The following is a 12,275-nucleotide window of genomic DNA, read 5'->3' as shown; positions in this document are numbered from 1 at the left end:
GGGAACTGTGTGCACTTCAATAAAGCAGGTGCCGGGCATGCGGCCCGGCGCCGGTGCAACTCACACGCCTTCGAGCATCGCATCCGCCGGTGCATCCAAACGCTGCTTGGCGGTCAGTTGGAAATACAAATAACCGGCCGCCATGAAGCCAAGGAACACGCAGCCGATCAGCGGGTTGAACCACGCCATCGCCACCAGGCACACCACCGCCAGAAACAGCGCAATGCCCGGAACGATCGGATAGCCCGGTGCGCGGAAGCTGCGTTCCAGGTTCGGCTCGGTTTTACGCAGCTTGAACAGGCTCAGCATACTGATGATGTACATCACGATGGCGCCGAATACCGACATGGTGATCATTGCCGCCGTCAGGGTCATCCCTTGCAGGTTGACCAGGCCGTCGCTGTAGATCGCCGCGATGCCGATCACGCCGCCGGCCAGAATGGCCCGGTGAGGGGTCTGGAAGCGCGACAGTTTGGCCAGCGAGCGGGGCAGGTAACCGGCTCGGGCCAAGGCGAAGAACTGCCGCGAGTAACCGAGAATGATCCCGTGGAAACTCGCCACCAGCCCGAACAGGCCGATCCAGACCAGCATGTGCATCCAGGTCGAATTGTTGCCGACCACGGCTTTCATCGCCTGCGGCAGCGGGTCGTTGATGTTCGACAGTTGGCGCCAGTCGCCCACGCCGCCGGCCATCACCATCACGCCGATCGCGAGGAATACCAACGTCAGAATGCCGCTGACGTACGCTTTGGGAATCGTGCGTTTCGGGTCCTTGGCTTCTTCAGCCGCCATCGCCGCGCCTTCAATGGCGAGGAAAAACCAGATCGCAAACGGGATCGCCGCAAAGATGCCGGGGATGGAGGCAATGGTGAACTCGTTTGCGCCCGACCAGCCGTTGAGCACGAAGTTGCTGAAACTGAAGCCCGGCGCGACCACGCCCATGAACACCAGCAGCTCGGCGACAGCCAGGACGGTGACCACCAATTCGAAGGTCGCCGCGATGCTGACGCCGAGGATATTCAGGGTCATGAACACGAAATAGGCGCCAACGGCTGCAATCTTGGGGTCAAGTTCCGGGTATTGCACGTTCAGGTAAGCGCCAATGGCCATCGCAATCGCCGGGGGCGCAAAGACGAATTCGATCAGGGTGGCGATGCCGGCGATGAGGCCGCCTTTCTCGCCAAAGGCCCGCCGGCTGTAGGCAAACGGCCCGCCCGCATGGGGAATCGCGGTGGTCAATTCGGTGAAGCTGAAGATGAAGCAGGTGTACATCGTCGCCACCATCAGCGCGGTGACGAGGAAGCCCAGGGTGCCTGCGGTGCCCCAGCCGTAACTCCAGCCGAAGTATTCGCCGGAAATCACCAGGCCGACGGCAATGCCCCATAAATGCAGGGTGCCGAGTGTGGGTTTGAGCTGTGTGGAAGAAGTCATAAGTCCTCGCTGTCTTTTTTATTGTTTGATCTGTTGGACTTTCGGGAACTGCATTTACTTGTAGAGCGGGCACGCAAAGCCCATGCCAGAGCGGCAGGGCGATGTTTTGATGTTGTCGTTAAGGGCGCCATCGCGGGCAAGCCCACTCCCACAGGTTTTTGAGGTGAACCTGATTTTTGGGTTGACCCCAAAAACCTGTGGGAGTGGGCTTGCCCGCGATGACTATCGAAAGGGCGACACAGGAATACCCGCATCGCCCCCGGTTTTTAGAAGAACCCCAACGGATTGATGTCGTAGCTCACCAGCAGGTTTTTGGTCTGCTGATAGTGATCGAGCATCATTTTGTGGGTTTCACGCCCGACGCCGGACTTTTTGTAACCACCGAACGCGGCATGCGCCGGGTACAGGTGATAGCAGTTGGTCCACACGCGACCGGCCTTGATGGCGCGGCCCATGCGGTAGGCGCGGTTGATGTCGCGGGTCCAGAGGCCGGCACCCAGGCCGAACTCGGTGTCGTTGGCGATGGCCAGGGCTTCGGCTTCGTCCTTGAACGTGGTGATGCTCACCACAGGGCCAAAGATTTCTTCCTGGAACACGCGCATTTTGTTGGTGCCCTTGAGCAGGGTCGGCTGGATGTAATACCCGGTCGCCAGGCTGCCCTCGAGTTTTTCGATCTTGCCGCCGGTCAGCAGTTCGGCGCCTTCGCCCTTGGCGATTTCCAGGTACGAAAGGATTTTGTCGAACTGTTGCTCGGACGCCTGTGCGCCGACCATGGTGTCGGTGTCCAGCGGGTCGCCACGTTTGATTTGCAGGACTTTGTTCATGACCACTTTCATGAATTCGTCGTAGATCGACTCTTGTACCAGTGCACGGGACGGGCAGGTGCAGACTTCGCCCTGGTTGAAGAACGCCAGCACGAGGCCTTCAGCGGCTTTCTCGATGAACGACGGTTCGGCCTTCATGATGTCTTCGAAGAAAATGTTCGGCGACTTGCCACCCAGCTCCACGGTGGACGGAATGATGTTTTCGGCGGCGCATTTCATGATGTGCGAACCGACCGGGGTCGAGCCGGTGAAGGCGATCTTGGCAATGCGTTTGCTGGTGGCCAGAGCCTCACCGGCTTCTTTGCCGAAGCCTTGCACCACGTTCAGCACGCCCGGCGGCAGCAGGTCGCCGATCAGCTCCATCAGCACGGTGATGCCCAGCGGGGTTTGCTCGGCAGGCTTGAGCACCACGCAGTTACCGGCGGCCAGGGCCGGGGCGAGTTTCCAGGCGGCCATCAGGATCGGGAAGTTCCATGGGATGATCTGCCCGACCACGCCCAGTGGTTCATGGATGTGATAAGCCACAGTGTTGCCGTCGATCTCGGCAGCGCTGCCTTCCTGCGCGCGGATGCAACCGGCGAAATAACGGAAATGGTCCGCGGCCAGCGGGATGTCGGCGTTGAGTGTTTCACGCACGGCTTTGCCGTTGTCCCAGGATTCGGTGATCGCCAGCAGTTCCAGGTTCTGCTCGATGCGGTCGGCGATTTTCAGCAGCACCAGCGAGCGCGCCTGAGCGGACGTGGCGCCCCAGGCATCGGCAGCGGCGTGGGCAGCGTCCAGGGCTTTGTCGATGTCTTCGGCCGTGGAGCGCGGGAATTCGGCAATCGGTTGGCCATTCACTGGCGAGGTGTTGGTGAAGTACTGACCTTTGACAGGCGCGACGAACTCGCCGCCGATGTAGTTACCGTATTTGCTCTTGAACGAAACGATAGCGCCTTCAGTACCGGGGTGAGCGTAACGCATGGTGATTTCTCCTTGGCTTTTGTGCTTATAAGGGAGAGCGCATGTGCGCTTGCTATAAGCGTAGAGCAAAGGTCGGGCCACTGCCTTGCAGGTCAGACAAATCAAGGCCTTGCGCGATTTTTGTCGGACGGGCGGGCGGCGCCTGTGACGCTTTCGGTACACCTCGGGTGACAGTTTGTACCGTTCATGGCACAGCTTGTGACTGAGCAGTCTTGCCAGCATTGCAATGCTCGCCCGGCTGGAGGATGCTCTGGCATCACCTCAGTACGGGTCGCCGAGCCCCGGGGAGAATAATAAGAAATGCACGACAACCATTTGAGTCGCCATGCCCAGCAAGTATTGACGGTGACCCAAGGCAAGTCCCACCTGCACGGTCCCGGCAGCGATCCGTCCATCGCGCGGTCCTGGCTGCGTTGTCTTGAGGACTATCACCTCGACCCGGCCCTGACGATGGCGCCAACGGTGCTGGAACATGGCCGCGTCCTCGAAAGCCGCGAGCGCTTGCAGCAAGTGCTGCACATTGCCGGCAACGAAATGAGCAGCCTGCATCAGCAACTCTCCGGCGCCGGTCATGCGGTGCTGCTGACCGATGCGCGCGGGGTGATCCTCAACTGCGTGACGGCACCTGCCGAGCGGAAGATTTTCGAGCGCGCCGGCCTCTGGCTCGGCGCCGACTGGAGCGAGGCCTGCGAAGGCACCAACGGCATCGGCACCTGCCTGGTGGAACGCCAGTCGCTGACCATCCACCAGGACGAACACTTTCGCGGCCGTCACACCGGCCTGACCTGCTCGGCGAGCCCGGTGTTCGATCCGCATGGCGAACTGCTGGCGGTGCTCGACGTTTCCTCGGCGCGGCACGAAGTCTCGCGGCAGAGTCAGTTCCACACTATGGCGCTGGTCAATCTGTCGGCGAAGATGATCGAGAGCTGCTATTTCCTGCGCTACTTCGACAATCAATGGTTGCTGCGTTTTCACCTGCAGGCGGAATCCGTCGGTTTGTTCAGCGAAGGGCTGCTGGCGTTCGACGGCGAAGGGCGGATCAGCGCGGTCAATCAGAGCGCGCTGAACCTGCTGGGGCATATTCGCGGCGGGCTGCTGGGCAAACCGGTGGAGGCGTTTTTCGATTGTTCGCTGGATGAGTTGCTGGGCCGCGCGAGTGTCAATGCCAGCGCCAGTTGGCCGCTGCGCACCCGCGACGGGCGGAGCCTGTTTGCGGTGTTGCGCGGCCAGCCGCGTAGCATTCCAGTGCCTGTGGTGCCAAGCCAGGTCACTGCCGAGCCTGCGCGACTGTCGAGCATTTGTCTGGGCGATACGGGTTTGCAGGACGACTTCCGCAAATCCCTGCGGGTCTTCGAACGGGATGTGCCGCTGTTGATCAATGGTGAAACCGGGTCCGGCAAAGAGGCCTTTGCCAAAGCGGTGCATCAGGCCAGTCAGCGGGCGGAAAAGGCCTTCGTTGCGCTCAATTGCGCGGCCATCCCGGAAAGCCTGATCGAAAGCGAGCTGTTTGGCTATCGCGGCGGCAGCTTCACCGGCGCACGCAAGGAAGGCATGCGCGGCAAGTTGCAGCAGGCGGATGGCGGGACCTTGTTTCTCGATGAAATCGGCGACATGCCGCTGGCATTGCAGACCCGGCTGTTAAGAGTGCTGGAGGATCGGCAAGTAGTGCCGATTGGCGGTGAGCCGGAGTCGGTCAATGTGCGGATCATCAGCGCCACTCACCGTAATTTGCTGGAACGGGTGCAGGACGGCAGCTTCCGCGAGGATTTGTACTACCGGCTCAACGGGCTGGAGATCGCACTGCCGGCGTTACGCGATCGCAGTGACAAGTCACAGTTGCTCGACTTCTTGCTTGCGCAGGAAGCGGGCGTGGAGACGGTGCTGATTGATGAGCCCGCCCGCCAGGCGTTGTTGGGCTTTGCCTGGCCCGGGAACGTGCGGCAGTTGCGCAATGTGCTGCGCACGTTGGCGGCGTTGTGTGACGGCGGGCGGATCGGGCTGGAAGATTTGCCGGCGATGATTCGGCAGACGCGACCGATGCCGATTGTTGCCGTTGAACAGCTTTCCGAACACCCCTTGGATGATGCCGAGCGACTGGCATTGTTGAATGCGCTGGAACAGACACGCTGGCATATGACGCATACCGCTGAACAGCTGGGTGTCAGCCGTAATACCCTTTATCGAAAATTGCGTAAACACGGGATCGCCCGGTAAACCGCATCGCGACCAATCGCGGGCAAACCCGCTCCCACAGGACTTAAGTCGTTCACAATTTTCAGGCATGGCGCAAGACCTGTGGGAGCGGGCTTGCCCGCGATTGGCGTCCGTGAGATCCGAAACACAAGGTGCGATTTTCGCCTCCCTACGCTAACCTGCGGCCATGTTTTACGAGGTCGACTAATGCACATTCATATTCTTGGTATCTGCGGCACTTTCATGGGTTCGATGGCGGTTCTGGCCAAAGAGCTGGGCCATCACGTGACCGGCTCCGATGCCAACGTCTATCCGCCCATGAGCACTCAGCTCGAGGCGCAGGGCATTGAACTGACTCAAGGCTACGATCCCGCCCAGCTCGATCCGGCGCCGGATCTGGTGGTCATCGGCAACGCCATGTCCCGCGGTAACCCGGCGGTTGAATACGTACTGAACAAAGGCCTGCCTTACGTCTCCGGCCCGCAGTGGCTGGCCGACCACGTGCTGCAAGGTCGCTGGGTACTGGCCGTGGCCGGCACGCACGGCAAGACCACCACCAGCAGCATGCTCGCCTGGGTGCTGGAGCACGCGGGCATGAGCCCTGGTTTCCTGATCGGCGGCGTGCCGCAGAATTTCTCGGTGTCGGCGCGTCTGGGCGGCACGCCGTTCTTCGTGATCGAAGCCGACGAGTACGACAGTGCGTTCTTCGACAAGCGCTCCAAGTTCGTCCACTACCGCCCACGCACGGCGATTCTGAACAACCTGGAGTTCGATCACGCCGACATCTTTCCCGATCTGCCGGCCATCGAGCGACAGTTCCACCATTTGGTGCGGACTATCCCGAGTGAAGGCCTGGTGATCCACCCGACCACCGAACCGGCCTTGCTGCGTGTGATCGAGATGGGCTGCTGGACTCCGGTGCAAACCACCGGCGCTGGCGGTCAGTGGCAGGTCAAACTGCTGAGCGAAGACGGTTCGAAATTCGAAGTGATGTTCGAAGGCGTCGCTCAAGGCGTGGTCGAGTGGGACATGACCGGTCAGCACAACGTCGCTAACGCCTTGGCGACCCTGGCAGCCGCGCGGCATGTCGGTGTCGTGCCGTCCATGGGAATCGCCGCGTTGAGCGCGTTCAAAAGCGTGAAGCGCCGGATGGAGAAAGTCGCGGAAGTGCGTGGCATCACCATCTACGACGACTTCGCTCACCACCCGACGGCCATCGCCACGACCCTCGACGGGCTGCGTAAACGCATCGGTGACGCGCCACTGATCGCCATCATCGAGCCGCGTTCCAACTCCATGAAGCTCGGCGCTCACCGCGACGGTTTGCCGGAAAGCGTGGTCGATGCCGATCAGGTGATCTGGTATGCACCCGCCAACCTCGGTTGGGATTTGGCGGCGACCGCCGCGCTGTGCACGGTGCCGTCGATTGTCAGCGATTCGCTGGAAGGCATTATCGAGCGCGTGAAAAGCCAGGCGCAGCCCGGCACTCACGTGGTGATCATGAGCAACGGCGGCTTCGGCGGCCTGCACGGCAAACTTGCCGAGGCGCTTAAATGAACAACGGCCCGGAACGCATCACGCTGGCGATGACCGGCGCCTCGGGCGCCCAGTACGGTTTGCGCCTGCTGGACTGCCTGATTCGTGAAGACCGTGAGGTGCACTTCCTGATATCCAAGGCTGCGCAACTGGTGATGGCCACCGAGACTGACGTCACGCTGCCGCCGAAAACCCAGATGATGCAGGCCTTCCTGACCGAATACACCGGCGCGGCCGCCGGGCAGATTCGGGTGTACGGCAAGGAAGACTGGATGTCGCCGGTGGCCTCGGGCTCCGGCGCGCCGTCGGCCATGGTGGTCGTGCCCTGTTCGACCGGCACGCTGTCGGCCATTGCCACCGGTGCCTGCAACAACCTGATCGAGCGCGCCGCTGATGTCACGCTGAAGGAGCGTCGTCAGCTGATTCTGGTGCCGCGTGAAGCGCCGTATTCGAGCATTCATCTGGAGCACATGCTCAAGTTGTCGAATATGGGCGTGACCATTTTGCCGGCATCGCCGGGCTTCTATCATCAACCGCAGACCATCGATGACCTGATTGACTTCGTGGTGGCGCGGATCCTCAACCTGCTGAACATTCCACAAGACATGCTGCCGCGTTGGGGCGAACACCATCTGACCAGCGATGAATAAGCTGCTGATGATTGTGCTGGCGTTGCAATTGGCGGGTTGCGCCACGGCGCGCACGCTGAATGCTGCCAAGCCGGGCGCGCCGTTGGTGTATGCGGGGACGCGACTGGATTTGTACGCCATGAATGGCGGGTGCTGTGCGATGGATCGTTTTGGGGCAGAGGCGCCGAGCTATCCTGGCGTTGATCTGCCGGCGAGTGCTTTGCTGGATACGTTGTTGTTGCCGTTGTCGGTGCTGACGGTGATCGGGGTGAGTTTTCAGGCGACGGGCGGGTTGTAGGAGAGCGCTTTGCGCCCTATCGCGAGCAGGCTCGCTCCTACCTTGGATGTGTGTGCCCCATCGCCAGCAGGCTGGCTCCCACACTGAAATGCATTCCCTTGTGGGAGCCAGCCTGCTGGCGATGACGGCGACACAGAACAAATGTGGGCGCGAGCCAGCTTGCAATGATTCATCCCTGAATCAGCCAATTACTTGCCGAGCTTGCGCAACTCATCCGACTCGACAATCCGCACCCCATCCTGCTCCTCCAGCGCCAGCCGCCACATCGCCCGAGCCAGCTGACAGGCTTCGATGCCGTGGTATTTGCCCGGGATCAGGCGCGACAACGGTCCGGCGAACTGTTCGGCCAGGCGCGGCTCGATACGATCACCCAGTAACACCGAAGGTCGGCAAATGGTCAGTTGTGGCCAGTTTTGCGCGCGCAATGCGTACTCCATCTCGCCTTTGACCCGGTTGTAGAAAACCGAGGACCTGCGATCGGCCCCCAGGGCGCTGATCACGATCAAGTGCCGCGCGCCCATTTCCCGCGCCCGTTTGGCGAAAGCCACCACCATGTCGAGGTCTACTGCGCGAAACGCCTCTTCCGAGCCGGCCTGTTTGATCGTGGTGCCAAGACAGCAGTACGCGATATCAACGCGACCGCTCAATTGTGGCAGGAACACGGTCGGGTCGCCGACCGGGTTTTCCAGATGGGGGTGCTCGGCCAGTGGCCGGCGTGAGGGGGCCAATACGCGTGTGATCGTGGGCTCGTTGAGCAGGCGATCAAGCAAATGTTCACCGGTCAGGCCGGTAGCTCCGGCGAGCAATACGTGCTGAGGCGTCAAGTACATAGTGTTCCCCCCTTGATACTGTTCAGCTTAGTTGCTCTTTGCATCCTCGTTGCTGATAGAGACACTTTGTAGCGCTTTTCGTGCCTGCTGTTTGCGTAACAGCTGCCAGTGGGAGAGTACGGTTTTCGGCGCCCAGATCTGCGGTTCAGAGGCTTCGAAGCTGTCTGCCAGCTCACGCTCGGCCACGCTGGCCTTGGCCAGTTTGAAGGCTTGTTCAAGATCGTCGGTCTGATTCAGGGCCTGGGCGAACAGCGCATCGCCGAAGTACGTGAAGTTGGCTTCCTCCGTGCACCCGAAGGACACGCGGTCGGCGCGCGCAGCTGTCATGATCAGGGTGCGTTCGTCCTTGAGGGCCGGGATGAAACCACCGGAGTAGCAAGACGAAATCACGATGATCTTGTCGCGGTTTTTCAGCGGGGCGAGCACGGCAGCGAGTTCGTCGGCCGGCAGGTCGGACAGCTCCATACGCGGCTGATCGAGCACGAGTTCGTGTTCGCTGGTGCCGTGGCTGGTCAGGTAGATGAAGATCAAGTCTTCCGGACCGCTGCGTTCGGCCAGCGTGAGCGCGGCGCGGCGCAGGTTTTCCCGGGTGGCCATGGGCCGATCGACGAGATGGTCGCGATGGTTCACCAAACGAATCTGGCCAAACGCACCGAAGCGGCTGGTCAGCATGTTGCTGACGTAGTCGGATTCGCGCAGGAACACGCTCTGCTTGCCGTCACCGCCGAGGGTCAGGGTGTACAACTCGATCGCCGGGGTCGAGGCGGGCACATTGGCCAGCGCGTCTTCGAGCAAGCGGCCTTGGGCCAGCAAGCCGAGTTCGAGGCTGTCGGGTAGCAGCTTGCCGTCGGCATCGCGTACTCGCTGGCCATTGACCCACGTGCCGCTCTGCACGGTGCCATCGGTCAACACCAGCGTGCCGCGGCCCTGATAACTGTCGCCGTCGAACTGGCCGATGTAGAAACTTCCATCAGGCAAGTTCAGCCGGCCCTGGCCGGTGAAACGCCAGTCGCTGAACTGGCCGATGTAGTGGCTGCCGTCGGCACCGATTAGTTCGCCCTTGCCGTTCAGCGAGCCTTCCTTGAACTGACCGAGCCAGACATCGCCGTCGGCGTTTTCGTAGCGGCCCTTGCCGTGCAGTTGGTTGTTCTTGAAGCCGCCGACGTAGATATCGCCTTCAGCGCTGTTGAACGTCCCGTTGCCTTCCAGCTGACCGTCCTTGAAATGGCCGGTGAACTGATTGCCGCTGGCGTCGCCGCGCTGGCCTTCCCCGTTGGGTTTGCCATGGGCGAACTGACCTTGATACGAACTGCCGTCTTCGAGCTCCAGACGTCCGAGCCCTGAATATTGATCGGCCTTGAACTCGCCGCGATAGGTCATGCCGTTTTCTTTGAGGGTGCCTTCGCCTTCGCGCCGACCCGCCTTGAAGCCGCCGGTGTAGCTGCTGCCGCTGGTGGTCAGCGTGCCCTGGCCGTCGAACAGCCCCAGGTTGAAATTGCCGCGATACACTTCGCCGTTGCTGCCGTGCCATTCGCCCGGGCCATGCCATTGACCCTTGTCGAAACTGCCGGCGTACCAGCTGCCGTTCGGGTAATCGACGCGACCCTGACCTTGCAGCAATCCGTTGACCAGGTCGCCGCGATAGCGTCCGCCGTCCGGCAGGCGCGCATCGGGCGGCAACAGCGATTCGCCGTCGCCGCAAGCGGTGAGCATCAGGGTCAAGGCAATGAGTGCAAGTGAGCGCATAGCGGGATCCGGGCAATTAGGCGACCGAGTATGCCGCAGCTCTATGACTTAGATATAGAGAGAGGTCGCGAAACAGCGTGAGCTGCTTCGCATCCGGGAGGGTTTACACGAAGCAGAGTGACAGCGGCTCGGCGATATAGGCCGGTTTGTCCGAACCTTCGATCTCGAGCGTGGCGGTGGCCTTGAGCAGCCATTGGCCGGGTTTCTTCTCGGTGACTTCGTTCATGTCGACCTTGAGGCGAACCCTGGAATTGACCTTCACTGGCTGGATGAAACGAACGCTATCCAGACCATAGTTGACCACCATCTTTGCCCCTTCAGGCAGGATGAGGATGTCTTCCATCAGTTTCGGGATCAATGACAGCGACAGGAAACCGTGGGCGATGGTGCTGCCAAATGGCGTTTGCGCGGCTTTGACCGGGTCGACGTGGATGAACTGATAGTCCCCTGTGGCTTCGGCGAACAGGTTGATGCGCTCCTGATCGATGGTGAGCCATTCGGAACGTCCAAGTTCCTTGCCGACATAATCTTTGAGCTCTGCAACGGGAACATAGGGCATTGAGACTCTCCTTGGGTTCATCGGTTTTATAGTTTTGAGTTGGGGGGATTTGACCTCCCGGATTACCACTTTAGATCAACATGGCAAATTGCTCCGGTCAACCGACCATGCTTTTGGCGAATGCCGGTCTATAGCGTTGGCATGCTTATAATGCCGGGCGCGATTTTTCGGGGGAGAGGACGGATGTTGTTACGTGGCCTGACCTGGCTGGTGTTGTTCCAATTGCTGGGCACCGCCATCAACCATTTGTTTTTGCCGGTGCTGCCGGGGCCGATCATTGGCTTGCTGCTTCTGCTGGTGTACCTGATCAGCCGTGGCCAGGTCGGCGAACCGCTGAGCCTGGCGGCCGGCAGCCTGCTGCGTTACCTGCCGTTGCTGCTGGTGCCGCCGGCGGTGGGCGTGATGGTTTACGCCAAGGACATTGCCGCGGACTTCTGGGCCATCGTCGGCGCACTGGTGTTGTCGCTGCTGCTGTCCATGGCGTTCGCCGGCGTGCTGATGCAGCGCATGGTCAAGCGCCACGCGCACCGCGAGGACTCGCAATGATCTTCGACTGGCAGGGCGCCTGGGCGTCGGTGATTCATCACCCGTTGTTTGGCATCGGCATCACCCTCGGCGCCTATCAGCTGGTGTTGGCGGCGTTCGAGAAAACCCGCTGGATTTTTCTGCAGCCGGTGCTGGTCTCCATGCTGTTGGTCATTGGTGTACTGGTCGGCTGCGGCCTGACTTATGCCGAGTACCGCAAGAGCACCGAGATCCTCAGCATTTTGCTCGGTCCGGCCACGGTCGCGCTGGCCGTGCCGCTTTACCTCAATCTGCGGCGGATCCGGCAGTTGTTCTGGCCGATATTTACTACGCTGGTGATAGGCGGTGTCGTCGCCACCGGCATGGGCGTGTTGCTGGGTTGGTCGTTTGGTGCCGAGCACATGATCCTGATGACCATGGCGCCGAAGTCAGTGACCTCGCCGATCGCCATGCTGGTGGCCGAGCAGATCGGCGGCGTCGCGGCGCTGGCGGCAGTGTTTGTGTTGATCACCGGCGTGATCGGGGCGATCTTTGGTCCGAGCCTGCTGAACCGGCTCGGCGTCCACAGCCCCGAGGCGCGCGGCATGGCGCTGGGCATGACCGCTCATGCGGTGGGCACGGCGGTGGCCATGCAGGAAAGTGAAGAGTGCGGCGCCTTTGCGGCGCTGGCGATGAGTCTGATGGGCGTGGCCACGGCGGTGTTCCTGCCGTTGGCGGTGTCGATGGTGGTGTAAGGAAATG

Annotated in this window: 11 protein-coding genes; 6 read left to right on the top strand and 5 right to left on the bottom strand. The window is 61.1% G+C overall.

Annotation, left to right across the window (positions count from 1 at the left end; translation table 11 throughout):
- Positions 1-60: 60 nt before the first annotated feature.
- Entirely contained in the window at positions 61-1,431 is a 1,371-nt protein-coding gene (eat, locus tag F8N43_RS24720; RefSeq protein WP_150654496.1) for an ethanolamine permease, read from the bottom strand.
- 266 nt (positions 1,432-1,697) lie between these two features.
- On the bottom strand, positions 1,698-3,218 hold the full coding sequence (locus tag F8N43_RS24715; RefSeq protein ID WP_017341015.1) for an aldehyde dehydrogenase family protein: 1,521 nt from the start codon (positions 3,216-3,218) through the stop codon (positions 1,698-1,700).
- A gap of 300 nt (positions 3,219-3,518) precedes the next feature.
- Between F8N43_RS24715 and F8N43_RS24710 the strand changes: the two genes are divergently transcribed.
- The 4 genes from F8N43_RS24710 (at position 3,519) to F8N43_RS24695 (ending at position 7,874) form a co-directional block, all read left to right on the top strand.
- Positions 3,519-5,432, top strand: a complete 1,914-nt coding sequence (locus F8N43_RS24710; RefSeq protein ID WP_150638413.1) for a sigma-54-dependent Fis family transcriptional regulator — start codon at positions 3,519-3,521, stop codon at positions 5,430-5,432.
- 186 nt (positions 5,433-5,618) lie between these two features.
- Positions 5,619-6,968: a UDP-N-acetylmuramate:L-alanyl-gamma-D-glutamyl-meso-diaminopimelate ligase gene (mpl, locus tag F8N43_RS24705; RefSeq protein WP_150630359.1), complete on the top strand. Its 1,350-nt coding sequence runs from the start codon at positions 5,619-5,621 to the stop codon at positions 6,966-6,968.
- Positions 6,965-7,597 carry a flavin prenyltransferase UbiX gene (gene ubiX, locus F8N43_RS24700; protein WP_008035761.1) on the top strand — a complete coding sequence of 211 codons (633 nt, stop codon included), beginning with the start codon at positions 6,965-6,967 and terminating at the stop codon, positions 7,595-7,597. The genes mpl and ubiX overlap by 4 nt, the downstream gene beginning before the upstream one ends.
- Positions 7,590-7,874, top strand: coding sequence for a YceK/YidQ family lipoprotein (locus F8N43_RS24695; protein ID WP_150630360.1), 285 nt, complete (start codon positions 7,590-7,592; stop codon positions 7,872-7,874). The genes ubiX and F8N43_RS24695 overlap by 8 nt, the downstream gene beginning before the upstream one ends.
- Positions 7,875-8,062: 188 nt before the next feature.
- On the opposite strand, the gene F8N43_RS24690 is transcribed toward F8N43_RS24695, so the two are convergent.
- The 3 genes from F8N43_RS24690 to F8N43_RS24680 all read right to left on the bottom strand — a co-directional run bounded on the left by F8N43_RS24690 (position 8,063) and on the right by F8N43_RS24680 (position 11,009).
- Positions 8,063-8,704, bottom strand: coding sequence for an oxidoreductase (locus F8N43_RS24690; protein WP_150630361.1), 642 nt, complete (start codon positions 8,702-8,704; stop codon positions 8,063-8,065).
- A 27-nt stretch (positions 8,705-8,731) separates the two neighbouring features.
- Positions 8,732-10,450 (bottom strand): C13 family peptidase, encoded by a 1,719-nt coding sequence (locus tag F8N43_RS24685; RefSeq protein WP_150630362.1) that lies wholly within the window; start codon positions 10,448-10,450, stop codon positions 8,732-8,734.
- Between the two features lie 103 nt (positions 10,451-10,553).
- Complete coding sequence (locus tag F8N43_RS24680; protein ID WP_084319697.1) at positions 10,554-11,009, bottom strand: MaoC family dehydratase; 456 nt, start codon at positions 11,007-11,009, stop codon at positions 10,554-10,556.
- Between the two features lie 183 nt (positions 11,010-11,192).
- Here F8N43_RS24680 and F8N43_RS24675 point away from each other — a divergent pair, with 183 nt between their 5' ends.
- Together F8N43_RS24675 and F8N43_RS24670 are read left to right on the top strand one after the other, a co-directional pair.
- Positions 11,193-11,555 carry a CidA/LrgA family protein gene (locus F8N43_RS24675; RefSeq protein ID WP_150630363.1) on the top strand — a complete coding sequence of 121 codons (363 nt, stop codon included), beginning with the start codon at positions 11,193-11,195 and terminating at the stop codon, positions 11,553-11,555.
- The gene (locus F8N43_RS24670) at positions 11,552-12,268 is read left to right on the top strand and encodes an LrgB family protein (RefSeq protein ID WP_084319699.1); all 717 of its coding nucleotides are present in this window, start codon (positions 11,552-11,554) and stop codon (positions 12,266-12,268) included. Before F8N43_RS24675 ends, F8N43_RS24670 begins: the two co-directional genes overlap by 4 nt.
- Positions 12,269-12,275 lie beyond the last annotated feature (7 nt).

The organism is Pseudomonas fluorescens, from assembly GCF_902498065.1.
Lineage (GTDB): Bacteria > Pseudomonadota > Gammaproteobacteria > Pseudomonadales > Pseudomonadaceae > Aquipseudomonas > Aquipseudomonas fluorescens_BJ.
The sequence above is the reverse complement of the archived record's forward strand: the minus strand, read 5'-3'. Positions and strand labels throughout refer to the sequence as shown.